The sequence below is a fragment of the Bradyrhizobium sp. CCGB20 genome, from assembly GCF_024199855.1.
Taxonomy (GTDB): Bacteria; Pseudomonadota; Alphaproteobacteria; order Rhizobiales; family Xanthobacteraceae; genus Bradyrhizobium.
The window spans coordinates 3383272-3404292 of the sequence record NZ_JANADN010000001.1; the positions used below are offsets into that span (position 1 = coordinate 3383272).

Here is a 21021-nt window from a genome sequence, read left to right on the forward strand (position 1 = left end):
CATCCCTCATTTTGCTTGTTGGAACTCTAGAAACTCATTGCGCGCGGCGGCGGGTCTTCATGTCGAGCCAGACCGCGAGAATGACGATGATGCCGGTGACGAGCGGCTGCCAGTTGGCGCTGACCGACAAGAGGTTCATGCCGTTCAGCACCAGCGTCAGGATCAGCGCGCCGATGAAGGTGCCGAACACGGTGCCGACACCGCCGAACAGCGAGGTGCCGCCGATCAGCACGGCCGCGATCGCGGGCAGTGTCAGGCTTTCGCCGATGTCGGCCTCGGCCGAATTGAGCCGCGACAGGAAGATGATCGAGGCAAGGCCCGCCATGGTGCCTGATACCGCGTAGACCAGCAGCAGGCGCCGCGCGACCGGAATGCCGGAGAGTCGGGCCGCGACCGGATTGGCGCCGATCGCATAGATCTCCTGGCCCCAGATCGTTCGCTGCGCAAACAACGTCCCGATCCCGAGGAACACCAGCAGCAGATAGACCGGGATGGGCAGCCCGAACAGATAGCCGCTGCCGATCTGGCGGAAGCCTGCCGGGAAGCCGTGCAGCGTCTCGCCCGCCATGTACCAATAGGTGAGGCCGTTCAGCACCCAGAGCATGCCGTAGGTGGCGATGAAGGAGGGGATGCGCAGCGCGGTGACCATGATGCCGTTGAGGAGGCCGACGAGGCCGCCGCAGGCAAGCCCGGTGAGGATGCCGAGCGCCGGCGATCCCGTCTTGTGGATCACGGTGCCGGCGATGCAGGCCGACAGCGCGACATTGGCGCCGATGGAAAGGTCGAGGCCCGCGGTCAGCACCACCAGCGTCAGGCCGGAGGCGATGAAGAAGGTCAGGCTTGCTTGTCTCAGCACATTGAGGATGTTGCCGAGGCTCAGGAAGGAATCGCTGAGCACGGCGAGCACGGCGCAGATCAGCAGCGCCGCGAGCAGGCGATAGAACACCTGGACGGCATCCTGCGACAGGAACGAGCGGGGCGGCATCATCGCCTCTTTGGAGATGTCGGTCATGCGCGGCTCCTGAGGCCGTCGAGGAACAGGGCAACGATGACGAGGACGCCGACGCTTGCGACCTGCACCGAAGAGGGCATCGAGATCAGGTTGAGCCCATTGCGCAACACGCCGACGGCGATCACGCCGAGCAGGGTACCGAGCAGCCAGCCATTACCGCGCTCGAACGAGGTGCCGCCGACGGCGACAGCCGCGATGGCATCGAACTCGAGCCCGAGGCCTGCGGTGGGATGACCGGAATTCATGCGGGCGGTCATCAGCAGGCCCGCAATGCCGGCCATGGCGCCCCCGATCGCGTAGACCGCGATCAGCAGTCGGTTCGGCGAAAGACCGGCATAGCGCAGCGCCTCACGGTTGCCACCGAGCGCGAAGATGTAGGTGCCGAAGCGGGTGTGGTAGAGCAGGCCGTGGAAGGCCGCGTAAGTTACGAGCGCCATCACGATCGGAACCGGCACGCCCAGAAGCGTCGCCGAGTAGATGTCGCGCACGCTGTGGGGGATACCGACCACGCTCTGGCCGTCGCTGACGATCAGCGACAGGCCCTGCGCCATGCCGAGCGTGCCGAGTGTCGCGACGAAGGGCGGGATGCCCAGGATCGCGACCAGCCAGCCATTGGCGACGCCGAAGGCTGCGCCGACCAGCAGGCCGGCGCCGAGCCCCAGCAGCATCGACTTGGTCGCGAGCGACACGATGGCGACGCAGAGCGAGGTCAGCGTCAGCACCGCGCCCATCGACAGGTCCAGCCCCTCGGTCATGATGATCAGGGTCATCGGCAGCGCGAGCATGGTCAGGATGGTCGACTGCACCAGCACGTTGGAGAGGTTGGCAACCGACAGGAAGCCGGGCGCGATCGCGCTGAACAGCGCGATCAGCAGCACCAGCACGATGGCAACGCCGGGAATGCGTTGCAGCGGATTGGGCTCTGAGACGACCGCGGCTTCACGCATGATGCATCCCCAGTCGCACGATGTTCTCCTCGGTCAGCTCGTTGCGGGTCAGGTGTCCGGCGATGCGGCCCTCGCGCATCACATAGGCGCGGTCGCAGACGTGGCAGATCTCGACCTGCTCGGACGAGATCATCAGCGCCGCCGCGCCTTCCGCGACGAGACGGTCGATCAGGGCAAAGATCTCCGATTTGGCGCCGATGTCGATGCCCCGCGTCGGCTCGTCGAAGATGAAGAGCTTTGAGCCGGCCGCCAGCCACTTGCCGATGACGACCTTCTGCTGATTGCCGCCCGAGAGCAGGCCGACGGTCTGGCGTGCACTTGGTGTGGCAATGCGCAGCTGCCGGATCAGGCCGTCGGAGGTGCGTTGCGCGCCGCGCTGGTCGAACAGGCCGCTTGGGAACAGTTTGCGCAGCGCCGACACCACGAGATTGTCGCTCACCGAGCGCAGCAGCGCGAGACCTTCGCTCTTGCGGCTCTCCGGGATCAGCGCGATGCCGCGGCGGGCGGCGAGGTCGGGCTCGCCGGACATGCTCTTGCCGTCGAAGATGATCTCGCCGGAGCTGACGGGATCGGCGCCGAAGATGGCGCGGGCGACCTCGCTGCGGCCGGAGCCGACCAGACCGCACAAGCCGACGATCTCGCCCCGGCGCACCTCGATATTGATGTCGGAGATGCCGGTGGACGCGCTCAGGCCCTTGACCTCAAGCAGCAGCTCGCCGGGCTTGTCGGCAAAAGTGCGCGGATAGGTCATGTCGACGTTGCGGCCGACCATCATGCGGACGAGCTGGTCCGGCGTGACGTCGGCAGGGCGCACGCCGTCGATGCGCCGCCCGTCGCGCAGCACCGTGATGCGGTCGCCGAGCGCGAACACTTCGGCCATTCGGTGGGAAATGTAGACGATGGACACGCCGTCGGCCTTCAGCCGCGCGATCAGCGCAAACAGCAGCTCAGTCTCTCGGTCCGACAGCGCGGCTGTCGGTTCGTCCATCACGAGGATTCGGGCGTTCTGGCTGATCGCCTTGGCGATCTCGACCATCTGCTGCTGTGCGACACCGAGCTTGTCGACGGTGGTGGAGGGATCGATGTCGAATCCGATCGTATCAAGCACGCGCTTCGCATCGGCCAGAATCTTGCGGCGGTCGAGGGTGCCGGGAATGCGGCCCTTCGGCTCGCGGCCAAGGAAGATGTTCTGGGCGATATCGAGATAGGGGACCAGCGAGAATTCCTGGAAGATCACGGCAATGCCGAGCTTCTGCGCATCCGCGGTCGAAGAGATCGCGACCTTGTCGCCCTTGTAATAGAACTCGCCGGCATCGGCGCGGTAGGCGCCGCAAAGCACCTTCATCAGGCTCGACTTGCCGGCGCCGTTTTCACCGAGCAGCATATGAACTTCGCCCGGATAGACCGCGAAGGACACGTCATCCAGCGCCTTGACGCCGGGAAACTCCTTGCTGATGCCGCGCAGTTCCAGCAGCGGCGTGGGCTCGGAGGGCTGAATGGCCAATGCGGCGTTGCTCATGCGCGCGCTCCGCTCGCAAAGATCTTTCCGGGGTTCATCAGACCATTCGGGTCGAGTGCGGTCTTGATGGATCTCATCACATCAACGGCCTCGCCGAGCTCGTCGGTGAGATAGCCGATCTTGCCGAGCCCGATGCCGTGCTCGCCGGTGCAGGTGCCGTCCATGGCGATGGCGCGGGCGACCATGCGGGCCTGCAGCGCTTTGGCGCCTTCGGCTTCGTCCGGCCTTGCCGGGTCGATCAGGATCAGCATGTGGAAATTGCCGTCGCCGACATGGCCGACGATGGGCGCAGTAAAACCGTGCTCGTCCGCATCGCGCCGCGTCTCGGTCAGGCATTCCGCCAGCCGCGAGATCGGCACGCAGACATCGGTGATCACGGCGCGTGCGCCGGGCCGGAGGCCCAGGCCCGCATAAAGTGTGTTGTCGCGGGCGTGCCAGAGCCGGCTGCGGTCCTCCGGTGCTTTCGCCCAGGCAAAGCCATGGCCGCCATGGTCGGCGGCGATCGCCTGCGCGGCTTCGGCCTGCTCGGCAACTGACGTCTCGGAACCGTGGAATTCGAAGAACAGGGTGGGGGCTTCGCGATAGCCGAGCTTGGCGTAGGCGTTGATGCCGCGCATCATGACGTCGTCGAGCAGCTCGATGCGCGCCACGGGGATCGCGGACTGGATCACGGAGATCGCGGTGTCCACGGCATTATGCAGGGTGTCGAAGCTGCAGACCGCGGCCGAGATCGCCTGCGGCACCGGGTGCACCTTCAGCGTGATCTCGGTGATGATGCCGAGCGTGCCTTCCGCGCCGACGAACATGCGGGTTAGATCATAGCCCGCGGCTGACTTCCGCGCGCGTTTGGCGGTGCGGATGATGCGGCCGTCGGCCAGCACGACCTCGAGCGCCATGACGTTGTCCTTCATGGTGCCGTAGCGCACCGCCATGGTGCCGGAGGCCCGCGTGGACGTCATGCCGCCGATCGAGGCGTCCGCGCCGGGATCGATCGGGAAGAACAGGCCGGTGTTACGAAGCTCTGCGTTCAGTTGTTTTCGCGTGATGCCGGGCTGCACCACGACATCCATGTCGCTGTCGTGCACCGTCAGCACCTTGTTCATGCGCGCGAAGTCGAAGCAGACGCCGCCGGCGACCGCGGCCGCATTGCCTTCGAGCGAGGTGCCGGCGCCGAACGGCACGATCGGCATGCCCGCGCTCGCGCAGAGCTTGACGATCTCCGCGACCTCCTGCGTCGTCTCGGGGAAGACGACGATATCGGGCGGCAGGCTCTGATAATGCGATTCGCTCTGCCCGTGCTGATCGAGCACGCCGCGCGCAACGCTCGCGCGCGGGCCGATCATGCCGGTGAGGCGATCGGCCAAGATGCTCGTGCTGACCCGCGGTCCCATCCTTAAGCTCCCGTCTGCTCCCTGTTGCCGGACTCTTGTTGGTCCGCGGCCACCCAGTCTAGGCGGCTCTTGCGTTGCTCGCGACCTGCTTCAGGCCGAAATCATAGTTGAGATGAAAATAGTCGCGCTCCACCATGCGACCATCCGGCGCACGGCCGGCGGGATGGTGGGCGAACTCGCGGATCAGGCTGTCCTTGACGCCGAACACCACGTCGGAGTCGAGGTATTTGTCGCCGGCAACGAACACGTGGGTCACCAGTTGCTCGAAGCCGGGCGCCGAGATCATGAAATGCACGTGCGCGGGGCGCCAGGGATGGCGGCCCTGCACCTCCAGCATTTCGCCGACCGGCCCGTCATGCGGGATCGGATAGGCCGCCGGCTTGATCGACCAGAAATGGAAGCGGCCGTTGGCGTCGGTGTGAAAGCGCGCGCGCATCGCGAGATCGCCGATGTCGTCGAGCTGCTGCACGTCGTAATAGCCGTCATCGTCGGAGTGCCAGACGTCGACAATGGCGCCCGCCAGCGGTTGTCCATCCACCGTCGAGACCGAGCCGGTGACCAGCATCGGGTCGCCCTCCATCGGGCCGGAGATATCGGCGCCGCTGTCCTTCTCCGGCGCGGCCTGGACGAAGAACGGGCCGAGCACGGTGGTCTCGGTCGCGCCTTCCGGCACCGGATGGTTGATCGCATCAACCAGCATGGAGACGCCGAGCGTGTCCGACAGCAGGATGAATTCCTGGCGCTTGTCGTCGCACATGTGGCCGGTGCGGGTCAGGAAGTCGATGCCGTATTCCCATTCCTTCTGGGTCGGCCGGATCTCGCGGACGAAAGCATGGAGGTGCCGGACCAGCGCCTCGCTGACCTGCTTGATCCGCGGATCGGTTGCGTCCGCGATCCGCTCCAGCACCGCATCCGTGATGGTGTTTTCGTTGAAGTTGCGCATGGGTGTCCCCGTTGATCAGACTTTCGGCTCGCCGAGGCCGGACAGCCGTTCGAGATGCTTGACGGTCGCGATGAAGTCGGTGTCGCCATCGCCCTGCGCGACCAGCGAGCCATAGGTCTCACGCACTTGCGCGGCGAGCTGAAGCGGCACGCCGACGGCATGACCGGCGCCAAGGATGAGATCGAGGTCCTTGGCCATCTGCTTGCAGGAGAAGGTGGACTCGAAATCACGGTTGCGCAGCGGCGCGGTCTTGTACTTCACCATCGGCGAGGCCACCGCGCTTTCGTCCAGCACCTTCAGAATGTCCTGCCAGGCGATGCCGCCCTTGCGTGCCAGCGCCAGGCTCTCGGCCATCATCGCCGCCGACACCGCGATCATCAGGTTGACCGAGAGCTTTGCGTAGCGCGCTTCCTCGGCGGGTCCGAGATAGGTCTGGGCGCGGGTGAAGGCCGCGAACAGCGGTTTTGCGTTGTCGACGGCGTCCTTCGGCCCCGAGACGAAGCAGGTCAGCGCGCCCGTGTGAACGATGCTGGCATTGCCGGAGACCGGCGAGCGCAGATAGGCAATGCCGCGGGCTTGTGCCGTGGCTGCAACTTCGGTGGAGGCCTCGACGCTCACGGTGCTGGTTTCGATCAGGACGGCTCCGGGCGCCATCGCGACAATCAGTCCGGCGGGGCCCAGCAACGCGCCACGCAAGGCAGCGTCATCGGGCAGGGATGTGATGACGGTGGCCTTGCCGCTTACGGCTTCGGGCGGCGAGGCGGCAATCGAAATGCCTTGCGCACGCGCCTCGCTGATCCGCGCTGCACTCTGGTCGAATGCGGTGACGGCATAGCCGGCCTTGGCGACAAGCGCCGACATCGGCAGGCCCATCTTGCCGATGCCGATGAAAGCGACGTTTTTTGAAGTGTCTGTCATTGGTCTTGTCCCTGGGACGCTCAGGCGCGGTGTCCCTGTCGTTCGATGTCCTGCACCAGTCGCCGGCCGGATTGCGCCAGCAGTTCTTTCTTCGTCTCCAGCCCCTCGACCGACAGCTGGCCGTTCCGTTTCTTCCAGGCGCCGCCGATCATGACGGCCTCGATGTTGGCGAGGCTCGTCTGCATCACCACGGTGGCGACGGGATCGTGCACCGGAAAGAGGTTGAGGTCGGAGGCGTTGATGACGACGAGGTCGGCGAGTTTTCCGGGCGTCAGCGACCCGATCTGGTGCTCGCGGCCAAGCATGCGGGCGCCTTCGGTCGTGATCCAGCGCAGCGCCTCGCGCACCGGGATCGTGGTCGTCGCCGGAATGGTGCCGCTGGCCTTGCGGCTCTCCGCATTGTCGAGCGCCCGCTGCATCGACAGCGCGACGCGGGCGGCGGAAAACAGGTCGCCGGCCAGAATGGATTCGAGATCGATCCCGATCGTAGGTCGCACGCCACGTTTCAACAGCCTTCCGGTGATCGGAAAGCCATGGCCCTGGATCATCTCGTTCTCAGGCGTCACCGAGAACGACACGCCGAGATCGACCATCCGGTCCAGAAGATCGTCCGGCAGATCGTTGCCGTGGACGATGTTGATGCCGGGACCGACGAGACCGGCCTCGACCAGCTTGTCCCAGCCGCCGGGCGTCTTGGCCGGACCGCCGCCCTGATGCATCGATGCGATCAGGTCGAACTCATGCGCCAGCCGGAAATCCTGCATGGCGACGTCGAGCGTCGAATAATGCGGGCCGAGAATGGCGAGCCCGAGCGTGACGAGACCCTCGCGGTCGGCGAGGGGGCCTGCGAGCAGCCGCTCGACCTCGCGGCGCGGATGCGGCACTTCCGAGAAGTGCGGCTCGCCCGGTTTGGGCTCAGGCTTCGGCGAACCATGGAAGAACGCGGCGCGGATGCCGCTTTCGATCAGGCCGCGCACGGCAGCGTCGGTATGATCGGGCGTCGGGTTGTTGTGGCACCAGTCGACGAGGGTGGTGGTGCCGCAATTGATCTGGTTCAGCGCACCGACCAGCGTCGCGATGTGGATGTCGTCAGGCCGGAACGCGGTCGCGAGACCGGCATGCATGCGGCGGAAATATTCGAGCAGCGTCCAGTTCGCGGCATAGCCGCGCAAACCCGTCTGCCATGTGTGCATGTGCGCGTTGATCAGGCCGGGGATGACGATCCGGCCTTTGCCGTCGACGATCTCGGTCTCGGCCGCACCGCTGCCGAGGTCGATCGATGGACGCACATCGACGATGCGGCTGCCCTCGACCAGCACATCGCCGGTGCGGAGATCGCCGATCGCGTCATCCATGCTGATGACGGTGGCTGATTTGATCAGCGTGCGCCGCATCGCTTCACGCCGCCGCTTTGATGGTTACAGGCGGCTCGCCGGCCCAGGCGCGTGCGATGAGGTCGCGGATGGCGCCGCGCTCGAGTGGCCGCGGATTCCAGTAGGCGTTGGTGACGGCGAGATCGGCCGCCTTGTCGATGCCGCTCTCGGGCATTCCGATGTCGCGCAACGCCAGCTTCGCGCCCAGCCGCTTGGCGAGGTCGTAGAGCCCCTGCGATGCATCGGCCGCACCGATCGCGCGCGAGATGCGTGTCATTGCCTCGGGCACCGCCGGCGCGTTGTAGGCCAGTGCATGCGGCAGCACGATAGTGTGGGTCTCCGCATGCGGCAGGTCGAAGGTGCCGCCGAGCGTGTGGCAGAGCTTGTGATGCAGCGCCATGCCGACGGTCCCAAGGCAGACGCCGCACAGCCAGGCGCCGTAGAGCGCTTCGGTGCGGGCCTCGCGGTCGTCGCTTTTCGCCGCGATGGCGGGCAGGGCGCGAGCCAGCGCCCGAATGCCTTCTTCCGCCATCAGCGAGGTCACGGGATTGGTGTCGCGTGCGTAGAGCGCCTCGACCGCATGCGCGATCGCATTGATGCCGGATGTTGCAGCTAAGCTCGCCGGCAGCGTCAGCGTGAGGTCGACATCGTAGATCACGGTCTCCGGCAGCACGGCCGCGTCGCGCACCGTGGTCTTGAGGCCGTTCTCGGTCTGGCCGACGATCGGCGTCATCTCCGAGCCGGCATAGGTGGTGGGGATGCAGAGCTGGTTGACGCCGGTGCGCAAGGCCAGCGCCTTGCCGAGGCCGGTGGTCGAGCCGCCGCCGAGCGAGACGACGCAGTCGGCCTCGCACGCTTTCATCGCGGTGAGCGCGCGCTCCGTAACGTCGACCGGCGTATGCATGGTCGCGCCGGGAAAGATGCCGGCATAGAGGGAGCCGAGCGCAGCCCCCAGGCTCTTGCCTTGCGCCTCCTGCTGCGGCGTCGTCAGCACCAGCGCGCGCTTGCCGCCGAGCCGCTCGACCTCGGCCCTGGCCGAGCCAAGCGTTCCGCTGCCGAACACGACGCGGCAGGGCAGGTTTTCAAAGGTGAACGAACCGATCATGCGCCGGTCTCTTTGATGGGATAATCGACCTGGAAGCGTCCGATCCGCAAGTCACCCAGCGCCTCGCGCACGCGCAGATGCTCCGGGTGGGTGGCATAGGCCGCGAGCGCGGCGTGGTCGGTGAACTCGGAGAACAGCACGACGTCGCAGGCGTAATCGACATCGCTGACGTCCATACCGACTTCGATATGGGTGAGGCCGTCGATCCGGCCGCGCAGCCCCTCGAACAGGGTCTTGACCTTCACCCGGGCCGCGGAGCGCTCCGCGGGCGTCTCCCCGCGCAGCCGCCACATCACGATGTGCCTGATCGGGCCCGACATTTCCTGATTTCCTCGCCTGCTATCTTGCTTGTGTTCTGGCCATTTTGACTTGCGGGATACGGAAATAAAGGCCAATAATTGTAAGTCTCTTTTTCTATAAGTGGAAAAATGGATCGTTTGCTGCAATTGGAGGTGTTCTCCAAGACGGCCGAGCTCGGCAGCCTGTCAAAAGCCGCCGAGGCCTTGCGCATGTCGAATGCGGCGGCGAGCCGCCATCTCAGCGCGCTCGAGGAGCGTCTTGCGGTCAGGCTGATCGAGCGCAACACCCGCCGGCTGTGGCTGACCGAGGCGGGGCAGGAGCTGCTGGAGCGCTCCAGCCGGGTGCTGAGCGAGCTGGCGGAAGCCGAGGACATCGTCAGCGATCGGGCGCTGTCGCCGCAGGGCACGCTGCGGGTCACGAGCTCGCTGTCCTTTGCCGTGATCTATCTGGCGCCGATGCTGCCGGCCTTCCGCGCGCGCTATCCGAAGCTCAACATGCAGATCACGACCGCCAACCGGTATCCCGATTTCATCGAGGCCGGCATCGACGTGGCGATCCGGACGCGCGAGCAGGAGCCGGATTCGAACATCGTGGTCCGCCGCATCGGCCAGATGCGGCGCGTGCTCGCGGCCGCGCCCTCCTATCTCGCAAGCGCCGGCGCGCCGGAGCAGCCCGCCGATCTCGCGCGCCACAATATGCTGGTCTACAATCTCGCGAACGATCCCTTCTCGCTGCGCCTGCGCAGGGGCCACGGCGCGCAGACGATCCGCATCACGCCAACGCTCGACAGCAATGACGGCCAGGTCATCCGTGGCGCGGCGCTGGCAGGCCTCGGCATCCTGATCCAGCCGCTCTACATCGTTCAAAGCGACATCGCCGCGGGCCGTCTTGTTCCGGTCCTGGTGGATTGGGAGCTGCCACTGCTCACCATGAACATCGCATACCAGAACCGCGCCGGGCTGCCCGCCAAGATCAGGGCCTTTTCCGACTTCCTGGTCACCCACATCCGCGAGCATTCGGAGCCGGGGATCTGGATGGACGCGACGAAGTGAGCAAGTAGCATCCATGTATCTGGGCATCGATCTCGGCACTTCGGCGGTCAAGACCGTTCTCGTCGACGGTGCCCAGCGCGTGATTGCCAGCGAGAGCCGGCCGCTCGCGATCGCCTCGCCGCAATCAGGCTATTTCGAGCAGGATCCCGCGCAGTGGATCGATGCAACCTTCGCCACGCTGGATGCCTTGAAGGCGACACATGCCGCCGAGCTGGCGGCAGTCGAAGGCATTGGACTGTCCGGCCAGATGCATGGCGCCACGCTGCTCGATGCGAGCTCGAGACCGTTGCGGCCTTGCATTCTCTGGAACGACGGGCGCTCGGCCGCCGAGTGCCGTCTCCTCGAACGACGCTGGCCCGCCTTGCGTGCGATTTCAGGCAACAAGGCGATGCCGGGATTCACCGCGCCGAAGCTGCTCTGGATCGCGGCGCACGAGCCTGAAATTTTTGCGGCGACGCGGCTCGTTCTGCTGCCAAAGGCCTATTTGCGGCTGGTGCTGAGTGGCGAGGCGATCGAGGACGTCTCGGATGCATCGGGGTCGCTCTGGCTCGACGTTGCGCGCCGGGACTGGTCGGACACAGCACTGGCGGCGACCGGCCTGTCGCGCGATCACATGCCGCGTCTGGTCGAGGGATGCGCGCCCGCAACGACACTGCGTGCCGAGCTCGCGCGGCGCTGGGGCATGGCGAGGCCGCCGATCATCGCGGGCGGCGCCGGCGACAATCCGGCGGGCGCGGTCGGCATCGGTGCGATCCGGCCGGGAACCGCGTTCGTGTCTCTGGGAACCTCAGGTGCCTTGCTGGCACCGACCAGCAGGATCGCCGCCAACCCGGACCGCGCGGTGCATACCTTCTGCCACGCCATTCCCGCCATGTGGATTCAGGCCGGCGCGATCCTCTCGGCGGCCTCCTGCCTGGCCTGGATCGCGCGCCTGTTCGGCGTCACCGAGGCCGAATTGCTGGCGCCGCTTGGATTGCACCCGCAGGCGCCGTCGCCCGTGAGCTTCCTGCCTTATCTGGCGGGTGAGCGGACGCCGCACGACGACCCCGCCGTGCGCGGCATGCTGGATGGCTTGAGCCATGGCACCGATCGCGGGACGATCGTGCAGGCGGTGCTGGAGGGCGTCGCCTTCGCGCTTGCCGATTGCCGCGACGCGCTCGCGGATGCCGGCATTGCGATCATGGAAGCCGACGCCATCGGCGGTGGTTCGCGGTCGCGGTTCTGGCTCTCGGTTCTGGCAAGCGTGCTGAATGTTCCGGTCCACCGCTTTGCCGGCGGTGAAACCGGCGCGGCGTTCGGTGCGGCGAGATTGGGGCGGCTTGCTGTCACCGGTGAGGCGATCGCGGCCGTGTGCACGCCGCCGCAGCGCATCGAGACGTTCGAACCCGACGCAGGACTGGTCGATGCTTATGCCGAACGGCTTCCCGCGTGGCGTGAACTGTATCGGCCGCGCAACTAGCGTCGCCCCGATGTCGCATTCCCCTGTGTTCGCTATTGCTCCGTGCGGCGGCCTTTTGTTTAATGCGTGAACCGCGCTGACGAAAAGATTGAGACGCGGGTAGGAAACGCATTGTGCGTCGGGAGGCACGATGAACGATCCGATCCTCGAGATGCGTGGGGTCTCGAAATCCTTCTTCGGCATCAAGGCGCTGCGTTCCGTCGATCTCACCGTCTATGCCGGCGAAATTCATGCCCTGATGGGGGAGAACGGCGCCGGAAAGTCGACGCTGATGAAGATCCTGTCGGGCGCCTACAGGCCCGATCCCGGTGGCGAGATCCGCATCGAAGGAAACCCGGTGCGGATCGAAGGTCCGCTCGGCGGCCGCACGGCGGGTATCTCCATCATCTACCAGGAGCTGTCGCTGGCTCCCAATCTCAGCGTTGCCGAGAATATCTATTTGGGACGGGAGATGTCGCGTGCAGGTTTGCTGGCGCGCGGCGCCATGCGTGAGGGCGTCGGTCCGATCCTGAAACGGCTGGGCGCAGACTTCCTGCCGTCGACGCTGGTGGCGCATCTCTCCATGGGCCAGCGGCAGCTGGTCGAGATCGCGCGTGCGCTGCACGCGAGATCAAAAATCCTGATCATGGACGAGCCGACCACCGCGTTGTCGGCCGGCGAGAGCGCGCGGCTGTTCGCGCTGATCCGCCAGCTCCGCTCTGAGGGGCTCGCCATCATCTACATCTCGCACCGCATGGACGAGGTCTACGCGCTCGGCGATCGCGTCACCGTGCTGCGCGACGGCCGGCTGGTCGGGTCGCTCGACAAGCAGGACATCCGCGCCGACACCATCGTTCGGCTGATGGTCGGGCGTGACGTCTCCTCGTTCTACAAGAAGGATCACGATCCGGAGGCGGGGCGGGGGCATCCCGTGCTCGCAGCGATCGACATGGCCGACGGCCAGCGCGTCAAGGGCTGCTCGCTGACCGTGCATGCGGGCGAGGTGGTCGGCCTTGCCGGCCTGATCGGCGCGGGTCGCACCGAGCTTGCGCATCTCATCATCGGCGCGGCGCCCAGAACCTCCGGCCGTCTCGAGCTGGAAGGACGCCCGGTCGATATCAGCACGCCGGGTGAGGCGCTCGACGCCGGGATCGCCTATCTGACCGAGGACCGCAAGGCGCTCGGCCTGTTCCTGGACATGTCATGCCAGGACAACATCAACCTCGCGGTGCTCGGCCGCGATGCCCGGATCGGCTACATCCTCGACCGCGACAAGGCCCGCGACCGTGCCAGGAGGGCGTTCGCGGCGCTCGGCATTCGTGCCGCCAATATCGGCGTCACCGTCGGTGCACTGTCCGGCGGCAACCAGCAGAAGGTGCTGCTGTCGCGCCTGCTCGCGACCACGCCAAAGGTCCTGATCCTCGATGAGCCGACGCGTGGCGTGGATGTCGGCGCCAAGTCCGAGATCTATTCGATCATCGACAATCTTGCCAAATCCGGCACCGCGATCCTCGTCATCTCGTCCGATCTGCCCGAGATCATCGGCATCTGCGACCGCGTCGTCGTCATGCGGGCAGGGCACATCGCCGGTGAAATCGAGCGTGGCGCGACATCGCCCCTGAACCAGGAAGACATCATGGCGCTCGCCACGGGGATGGAGCAACTCGATGCATGACAGCCCTCCGAAGGCAGACACCGCCGCCGCTGCGAGCCTCGCGGCCGCGCAAGAGACGAAGCGTCAGCGCATAAGGCTTCTGATCCGCGCCGCCGGCATGTTGCCGGTGCTGTTGATCCTGTGCGGCGGCTTCCATTTTCTGTCGGAGGGCCGCTTCTTCACCGGACAAAATCTCGGCATCGTGTTGCAGCAGGCCGCCGTGAACACCGTGCTCGCCGCAGGCATGACCTTCGTCATCCTCACCGGCGGAATCGACCTCTCGGTCGGCTCGATCCTGGCGGCCTCCGCGATGGCCGGGTTGACACTCTCCAAGCTGCCGGAGCTTGGAATGCTGTGGCTGCCGGCCGCGCTGCTCACGGGCCTTGGCTTCGGCGTCATCAACGGCGCGCTGATCGCGCTCCTCCGCCTGCCGCCTTTCATCGTCACGCTCGGCTCTCTCACCGCCGTCCGCGGCCTGGCGCGACTGCTCGGGGCCGACACCACCGTCTTCAATCCTTCCATTCCCTATGCCTTCATCGGCAACGGTTCGCTGACGCTCATTCCAGGCGTGGCGTCGATCCCGTGGCTCTCCGTGATCGCCTTGCTCGTCATCCTCGTCTCGTGGCTGGTGCTGCGCCGGACCGTGCTCGGCGTGCACATCTATGCGGTGGGCGGCAATGAAAGCGCGGCGCGGCTTGCCGGCATCAAGGTCTGGGCCGTGCTGATCTTCGTCTACGGTGTTTCAGGGCTTTTCGCCGGGCTCGGCGGCGCCATGCAGGCGGCGCGGCTCTATGCGGCCAACGGCCTCCAGCTCGGCCAGTCCTACGAACTCGATGCGATCACCGCCGTGATCCTGGGCGGCACCTCGTTCGTCGGCGGCATCGGCTCGATCTGGGGCACGCTGGTCGGCGCCTTGATCATCGCGGTTTTGTCGAACGGCCTGATCCTCGTCGGCGTCTCGGACATCTGGCAATATGTGATCAAGGGCCTGGTGATCATCGGCGCCGTGGCGCTGGATCGCTACCGGTTGCAAGGCTCCGCCAGAACTTGAAAAGGCTCCGCCAGAACTTGAAAGGGCTCGGTCAGAACCTGTGAGGCTCGGCGCGTAGCTACGAGATTCCGCTGCGGCAACTGGTCTGCCGTGCCGGGGATGAAGACAGACCAGGGAGGAAGCCAATGTTGAAGACGATCACGCTTGCCGGCGCCGCGACGGCGCTTGCCCTAAGCACCGCGCCGTCCTTCGCCAAGGAGCTCAAATCGATCGGTGTCTCGCTCGGCTCGATGGGCAACCCGTTCTTCGTCGCGCTGTCGAAGGGCGCCGAGTTCGAGGCCAGGAAGACCAATCCCAATGTGAAGATCACGACGGTCGGCTTCGAATACGACCTCGGCAAGCAGGTCACCCAGATCGACAACTTCATTGCCGCCGGCGTCGACCTGATCCTGTTGAATCCCGGCGATCCCAAGGCGATCGGGCCGGCGATCAAGAAGGCGCAGGCGGCGGGCATCGTCGTCGTCGCGGTCGACACCGCGGCCGAAGGCGCCGATGCCACCGTGACCACGAACAACGTGCAGGCCGGCGAGATCTCATGCCAGTACATCGTCGACAAATTGGGGGGCAAGGGTGACGTCGTCATCGAGAACGGGCCGCAGGTCTCGGCCGTGATCGACCGCGTCGTCGGCTGCAAGAACGTCTTCTCGAAGAATCCCGGCATCAAGGTGCTGTCCAGCGACCAGGACGGCAAAGGCTCGCGTGAAGGCGGTCTCACCGTTGCGCAGGGCTATCTGACCCGCTTTCCCAAGATCGACGCCATCTTCGCCATCAACGATCCGCAGGCGATCGGCACCGACCTTGCGGCGCGCCAGCAAAGCCGCAGCGGCATTGTCATCACCGCGGTCGACGGGGCGCCCGACATCGAGGCCGCGCTCAAGGATCCCTCGGCGGCGCAGATCCAGGCTTCCGCTTCGCAGGACCCGTTCTTCATGGCGCGGCGCGCGGTGCAGGTCGGCGTCGGCATTCTCAATGGCCAGAAGCCGGCCTCGACCGTCGAGCTCCTGCCGTCGAAGCTCGTGACCAGGGACAACGTCGCCGAGTACAAGGGCTGGACCTCGGATCGTTCTCAATAGAACGCTGCCCCCCAGCGGGAAGCGCTCGAACCACGAGATGACGGGCGGCGTTGTGATCGACGCCGCCCCGGGCGGCCCCTTGTGCTAGCTTTGCATGATCTCGATCGGGTCGATTCGGAAACAGATCTCGTGAAAGCCAGGACATCCGGCACCGCATGGCGGCATGCCAATATCGGTCGCCTGCTCAACAACGCAGTGCGGCGCTTCGAAGGCCGCGTGCTCGAGCTGATGAGCGAGAAGGGGCACGACGAAACGCGGATCGCGCATGTCGGCCTCACGCGCAATCTCGACGTGGAGGGGACCAGGCTGACGGAGCTCGCCCGCCGCGCGTCCATGAGCAAGCAGGCGATGGGCGAGCTGGTCGATCAATGCGCCGAGCTGGGCCTCGTCGATCGCATCGCCGATCCGACCGACCGGCGCGCGCGCATCGTCATGTTCACGCCGGCCGGGCGCAAATGGCTCGATGCGTTCCGCGACGCGGTCGACGTCGCCGAGCAGGAGATGCGCGCCGAGCTCGGCAAGGCCGCGATGGATGCGATCCTGAAGGGACTGGCGGTTTACGGCGCGAAGTTCGACACGCTCGATGAGGACGATTAGTCAGGCTACTTGACGATATCGTCAGGCTACCTTACCATGCAGGATAATGCTGGTAGGGAGAAGCGTCTTGGAAACACGTCTGACGGCCTCGGTGCTCATCGTGGGCGGGGGGCCATGCGGGCTGATGCTGGCCAACGAGCTCGGCCGCCGCGGCGTGTCCGCGGTGCTGGTCGACGAAAAGCCGGGCACCGCATTCAATCCGCAAGCCAATGCGACGCAGGCGCGCTCGATGGAGCACTATCGGCGGCTGGGATTCGCGGACGAGATCAGACGCGAGGGCTTGCCTGCCGATTATCCGACCGACGTCGCGTATTTCACCCGCTATGCAGGCTACGAGCTGGCGCGGTTTCAGCTGCCGTCGTCGTCGCGTGCGGGCGAGCTCGTCAGGGGCATGTCCGGCTCCTGGAGCGCGGCCGAGCTACCGCATCGGGTCTCGCAGAAATATGTCGAGGCTGTGCTGCGCCGCCATGCCGAACGGCTTCCCGGAATTCAGCTCAACTATGGTCACAGGCTGGTCAGTTACGTCGAAAGCGATGACGGCGTCGTCGGTGAAATCGAATGTCTCGACAATGGTCGCCGCTTTGAGGTTCGCGCCGACTTTCTCGTCGGCGCCGACGGGCCGCGCTCGATGGTCCGCCAGTCGCTCGGGATCGTCTACGGCGGCGAGACCGGAGCGCAACGCGACTTCATGGGCGGCCGCATGCTGGCGGTGTATCTCCGTTCGCCCGGCTTCTACGCGAGCATCCCGCATGCCAGGGCGTGGATGTACAATTGCTTCAACGGCGACCGCCGCGCCTTCATGGCATCCGTGAACGGGCGCGACGAATTCGCGTTCCACACGCAACTCCGGCCGGGCGAAGACGAGAATGCGATCACGATCAGCGCGGCCAAGGCCGCGTTCCAGCGTGCCTGCGGCGCGCCGATCGCGTGCGAGGTGCTGTCGTTCCTGACCTGGACCGCCGGTCACGCGCTGGTTGCGAATGGGATGCAAAGGGGCAGGGTGTTCCTCGGCGGCGATGCGGCGCATCTGTTCACGCCGACCGGCGGGCTCGGCTACAACACCGCGATCGAGGATGCGGTCAATCTCGGCTGGAAGCTCGCAAGCGTCGTCAAGGGCGCGAGCCCGGCTCGGCTGCTCGACAGCTACGAGGTCGAGCGGCGTCCGGTAGCGCTCCGCAACACCGACTATGCGCGGCGCTTCGCCGACTCCCTTGGTCTCTTCGCGCCCGCGCCGGAGATCGAGGACGCAACGGACGCAGGCAGCGAGGCGCGGCGGGCTGCGGGCGCCTATCTCGAACAGCACGCGCGTGCCGAATTCAACATCCCCGGCGTCACCTTCGGCGGACGTTACGACGGCTCGCCGATCATCGTCTCCGACGGCAGCCAGCCGCCGCCCGATGCCGCGAACGTCTATGTTCCGAGCGCCTGTCCCGGCGGTCGCGCACCGCACGCGTGGCTGGAAGACGGCGCGTCCTTGTACGACCTGTTCGGATTCGAGTGGACTCTGCTCCAGTTCGGCGAGGTCGCGTCGGCTCACGCCGCGGTCGCTGATTCCGTTCGCATGTTCGGGGTCGAATTGAAACTCGTCACCCTGCCAAAATCCTTGCGCGATCTCTATGAGGCGGACCTCGCCTTGATACGTCCCGACCAGATCGTGGCCTGGCGCGGCAGCGCATCACAGGCCGGAACAATCGGGCGCGTCCTGGCCCGCGCGCTTGGGCACGGCGCGAGCGACGGCGCGCGGCTGGCAAGCTGATCGATTTCCCGCCGCCTTTGGCGCGGGGCGGCCAATCACAACAAGACGACAATGACACCGGAGGAGGAAACGTGACGACGAGAACACTGGAGGACTACGACGATCATGCCGCCATCGCCGCCACTGCCGAGCAGACCGCGAGCAGCCGCCGGCGCATCCTGATCGCCGGCACCATCGGCACCGCGATCGAATGGTACGACTTCTTCATCTACGGCCTGATCGCGCCGCTGGTGTTCGATCAGCTGTTCTTTCCGAAGTTCGACCAGCTCACGGCGACCATTGCGGTGTTCGCGACGTTCGCGGTCGGATTTCTGGCGCGTCCGCTCGGTGGGCTCGTGTTCGGTCATTTCGGCGACCGCCTCGGCCGTAAATCCGTCCTCCTGTGCACGCTGCTGATGATGGGCCTTGCGACCATGTCGATCGGCCTGTTGCCGACCTATGCCAGTGCGGGCGTGGCCGCGACCATCGCGCTCGTCGTGCTGCGCTTCCTGCAGGGCTTTGCGCTCGGCGGCGAATCGACCGCGGCGATCCTCATGGCGATCGAGACGGCGCCCGGCCACCGGCGCGGCTTCTCGGCCGCCGTGATCCAGGCCGCAGGGCCCGTCGGCGTCGTGCTTGCATCGTTTGCGGCGCTGGCGATCTCGCGGCTGCCGGAGGCGGACCTGCTGTCATGGGGCTGGCGCGTTCCGTTCCTGATCAGCGCCGTGCTGGTCGCGCTCGGCGTCTACATGCGCCTGCGTATCGAGGAGAGCGCAACATTCCGCGAGGCGGAGGTGACTGATGCCGCGCCGGCGGTCGAAGCCGTGAGGGAGCACTGGCGGCCGATCCTCATCGTCTTCTTCGCCGAGATGGCGCAGACATCCTATTTCTATCTGACGGCCATCTTCACCATCTCCTTTGCGACGCGCCAGCTCGGCGTCCAGAAGGACGTCATCACGCAGGCCGTGCTGTTCGCCAACCTCGTCGGCCTCGTTGCCATGCCGCTAATCGGCGCCTGGTCCGACCGGATCGGACGCAAGCGCCTGTTTCTGGCCGGCGTCGTGCTCGCAGCCATCTCGATGTTCGCGTTCTACGGTGTGGTCGCGACCCGCGACACCTTGCTGGTGACGGGCGCGGTGATCCTCGCCGCGGGGGTGATCCATCCCCTGATGTTCGGCAGCGAAGGCAGCTATTTCCCGGAGCTGTTTCCGACCCGCATTCGCTTCACCGGCGTCTCGATTGGAAAGCAGCTCGGCACGGTGCTCGGCGGCGGCATCGCGCCGCTCGTCGCCACCAGCCTGTTTGCGCAGACGGGATCCACCTACGCGATCACAGGATACTACGTCGTGCTCGCACTCGCGGCGATGATCGCGCTCGGCTTCGCGCGTGAAACCAGCAAATCGCGCCTGCTCGGCTGAGCTTGGCCGCAACATCAGGGAGAGTCTCATGGACGTCGGTCTTCTCATCAACGGGCAGGATCAGGCCGCTTCGACCGGCCAGGTGTTCGAGCGGCGCAATCCGCTGTCGCAGGAGGTCGCGAGCCGCGCAGCCGCCGCGACGGTCTCCGACGCCGACGCCGCGGTGGCGGCGGCGTCCGCCGCGCTTGCCGGATGGTCGGGGCTCGGCCCGAATGCGAGGCGCGCTTTGCTCCTGAAGGCCGCCGATGCGCTCGACGCCAAGCGCGATGCCTTCATCAGGATCATGATGGCCGAGATCGGCACCACAGAGGTCTGGTCGGCCTTCAACGTCAAGCTCGCGGCCGGCATGCTGCGCGAGGCGGCATCGCTGACGACGCAGGTCGCGGGCGAGGTGATCCCGTCAGACAAGCCGGGATGCATCGCCATGTCGGTCCGCCAACCGGCCGGCGTGTGCCTCGGAATCGCGCCGTGGAACGCGCCGATCATTCTCGGCGTCCGCGCGGTGGCGACGCCGCTTGCCTGCGGCAACACGGTGGTGCTGAAGGCATCGGAGATCTGCCCGGGAACGCACCGGCTGATCGGAGAGGTGTTCAAGGACGCAGGCTTTCCGCCCGGCGTCGTGAACGTCGTGACCAATGCGCCGACCGATGCGCCCGCTTTGGTTGAGCGTCTCATCGCCCACCCCGCCGTGCGGCGGATCAATTTCACCGGCTCGACCCGCGTCGGCCGCGTCATTGCCGAGCTCGCCGGACGCCATCTCAAGCCGGTGCTGCTTGAGCTTGGCGGAAAGGCGCCGCTGGTCGTGCTCGACGATGCCGACCTCGACGCCGCGGTCGCGGCCGTGGCGTTCGGCGCCTTCATCAACCAGGGCCAGGTCTGCATGTCGACCGAGCGGGTGATCGTCGACGAGGCGGTGGCCGCGTCCTTTGTCGAGAAGCTTGCGAAGAAGGCGGGCGCGCTTCCGGCCGGCGATCCGCGCTCCGGCCCGGTGGTCGTCGGCTCGATGATCGACGAGGCGCCGGCGAAGCATGTCGTCGCGTTGATCGACGACGCTGTCGGTAAGGGCGCCGTCAAGCTCGCAGGCGGCGAGCGTGCCGGCACGGTCGTCCCGGCAACCGTGCTCGACCGCGTTGTATCAGGCATGCGCATCTACACCGAAGAAAGCTTTGGTCCTGTCGTTTCGGTGATCCGCGCCCGCGGCGTGGACGACGCGGTCCGGCTCGCCAACGACACCGAGTACGGCCTCTCGGCCGCCGTGTTCGGCCGCGACGTCGCGCGTGCGCTGACGGTGGCGCAGCGTATCGAAAGCGGCATCTGCCACGTCAACGGCCCGACCGTGCATGACGAGGCGCAGATGCCGTTCGGCGGCGTGAAGGGATCGGGCTACGGCCGCTTCGGTGGTCAGGCCGGGATCGCCGAGTTCACCGATCTGCGCTGGATCACCATCGAGACGCAGCCTCAGCACTATCCCTTCTGATTGCGCTCGAAGCGAAGC

The 21021-nt window shown here is 66.2% G+C and carries 18 protein-coding genes; 9 read left to right on the forward strand and 9 right to left on the reverse strand.

Annotation, left to right across the window (positions count from 1 at the left end; all coding sequences use genetic code 11):
• Window positions 1-34 precede the first annotated feature (34 nt).
• Genes NLM15_RS15485 through NLM15_RS15525 form a run of 9 tightly spaced genes read right to left on the reverse strand, consistent with a single transcriptional unit; the run spans window position 35 to window position 9528 of the window.
• Complete coding sequence (locus NLM15_RS15485; protein ID WP_254117929.1) at window positions 35-1012, reverse strand: ABC transporter permease; 978 nt, start codon at window positions 1010-1012, stop codon at window positions 35-37.
• A complete protein-coding gene (locus NLM15_RS15490; protein ID WP_254117930.1) occupies window positions 1009-1959 on the reverse strand; it encodes an ABC transporter permease in 951 nt (316 codons plus the stop codon). Before NLM15_RS15490 ends, NLM15_RS15485 begins: the two co-directional genes overlap by 4 nt.
• Complete coding sequence (locus NLM15_RS15495) at window positions 1952-3478, reverse strand: sugar ABC transporter ATP-binding protein (protein ID WP_254117931.1); 1527 nt, start codon at window positions 3476-3478, stop codon at window positions 1952-1954. Before NLM15_RS15495 ends, NLM15_RS15490 begins: the two co-directional genes overlap by 8 nt.
• Window positions 3475-4869, reverse strand: a complete 1395-nt coding sequence (locus NLM15_RS15500) for an FAD-linked oxidase C-terminal domain-containing protein (RefSeq protein WP_254117932.1) — start codon at window positions 4867-4869, stop codon at window positions 3475-3477. The genes NLM15_RS15495 and NLM15_RS15500 overlap by 4 nt, the downstream gene beginning before the upstream one ends.
• Window positions 4870-4927: 58 nt before the next feature.
• The gene (locus tag NLM15_RS15505; protein WP_254117933.1) at window positions 4928-5812 is read right to left on the reverse strand and encodes an intradiol ring-cleavage dioxygenase; all 885 of its coding nucleotides are present in this window, start codon (window positions 5810-5812) and stop codon (window positions 4928-4930) included.
• Between the two features lie 15 nt (window positions 5813-5827).
• Window positions 5828-6730, reverse strand: coding sequence for an NAD(P)-dependent oxidoreductase (locus NLM15_RS15510; protein ID WP_254117934.1), 903 nt, complete (start codon window positions 6728-6730; stop codon window positions 5828-5830).
• Between the two features lie 20 nt (window positions 6731-6750).
• The gene (locus tag NLM15_RS15515; protein WP_254117935.1) at window positions 6751-8124 is read right to left on the reverse strand and encodes an amidohydrolase family protein; all 1374 of its coding nucleotides are present in this window, start codon (window positions 8122-8124) and stop codon (window positions 6751-6753) included.
• Window positions 8125-8128: 4 nt separating this feature from the next.
• Window positions 8129-9208 (reverse strand): maleylacetate reductase, encoded by a 1080-nt coding sequence (locus NLM15_RS15520; protein ID WP_254117936.1) that lies wholly within the window; start codon window positions 9206-9208, stop codon window positions 8129-8131.
• Window positions 9205-9528 carry a Dabb family protein gene (locus tag NLM15_RS15525; RefSeq protein WP_254117937.1) on the reverse strand — a complete coding sequence of 108 codons (324 nt, stop codon included), beginning with the start codon at window positions 9526-9528 and terminating at the stop codon, window positions 9205-9207. Before NLM15_RS15525 ends, NLM15_RS15520 begins: the two co-directional genes overlap by 4 nt.
• Before the next feature lie 108 nt (window positions 9529-9636).
• On the opposite strand from NLM15_RS15525, the gene NLM15_RS15530 reads away from it, so the two are divergent.
• The 9 genes from NLM15_RS15530 (at window position 9637) to NLM15_RS15570 (ending at window position 21003) form a co-directional block, all read left to right on the forward strand.
• Complete coding sequence (locus tag NLM15_RS15530) at window positions 9637-10560, forward strand: LysR family transcriptional regulator (protein ID WP_254117938.1); 924 nt, start codon at window positions 9637-9639, stop codon at window positions 10558-10560.
• Window positions 10561-10573: 13 nt separating this feature from the next.
• Window positions 10574-12019, forward strand: a complete 1446-nt coding sequence (xylB, locus tag NLM15_RS15535) for a xylulokinase (RefSeq protein WP_254117939.1) — start codon at window positions 10574-10576, stop codon at window positions 12017-12019.
• A gap of 130 nt (window positions 12020-12149) precedes the next feature.
• Entirely contained in the window at window positions 12150-13673 is a 1524-nt protein-coding gene (locus NLM15_RS15540) for a sugar ABC transporter ATP-binding protein (RefSeq protein WP_254117940.1), read from the forward strand.
• On the forward strand, window positions 13666-14703 hold the full coding sequence (locus tag NLM15_RS15545; RefSeq protein ID WP_254117941.1) for a ribose ABC transporter permease: 1038 nt from the start codon (window positions 13666-13668) through the stop codon (window positions 14701-14703). The genes NLM15_RS15540 and NLM15_RS15545 overlap by 8 nt, the downstream gene beginning before the upstream one ends.
• A gap of 125 nt (window positions 14704-14828) precedes the next feature.
• Window positions 14829-15776 (forward strand): ABC transporter substrate-binding protein, encoded by a 948-nt coding sequence (locus NLM15_RS15550; protein ID WP_254117942.1) that lies wholly within the window; start codon window positions 14829-14831, stop codon window positions 15774-15776.
• Between the two features lie 129 nt (window positions 15777-15905).
• Complete coding sequence (locus NLM15_RS15555) at window positions 15906-16373, forward strand: MarR family winged helix-turn-helix transcriptional regulator (RefSeq protein ID WP_254117943.1); 468 nt, start codon at window positions 15906-15908, stop codon at window positions 16371-16373.
• Window positions 16374-16419: 46 nt separating this feature from the next.
• Window positions 16420-18129 (forward strand): FAD-dependent oxidoreductase, encoded by a 1710-nt coding sequence (locus NLM15_RS15560; RefSeq protein WP_254117944.1) that lies wholly within the window; start codon window positions 16420-16422, stop codon window positions 18127-18129.
• A gap of 71 nt (window positions 18130-18200) precedes the next feature.
• Window positions 18201-19526: an MFS transporter gene (locus tag NLM15_RS15565; protein WP_254117945.1), complete on the forward strand. Its 1326-nt coding sequence runs from the start codon at window positions 18201-18203 to the stop codon at window positions 19524-19526.
• 28 nt (window positions 19527-19554) lie between these two features.
• Window positions 19555-21003 carry an aldehyde dehydrogenase gene (locus tag NLM15_RS15570; RefSeq protein WP_254117946.1) on the forward strand — a complete coding sequence of 483 codons (1449 nt, stop codon included), beginning with the start codon at window positions 19555-19557 and terminating at the stop codon, window positions 21001-21003.
• Window positions 21004-21021 lie beyond the last annotated feature (18 nt).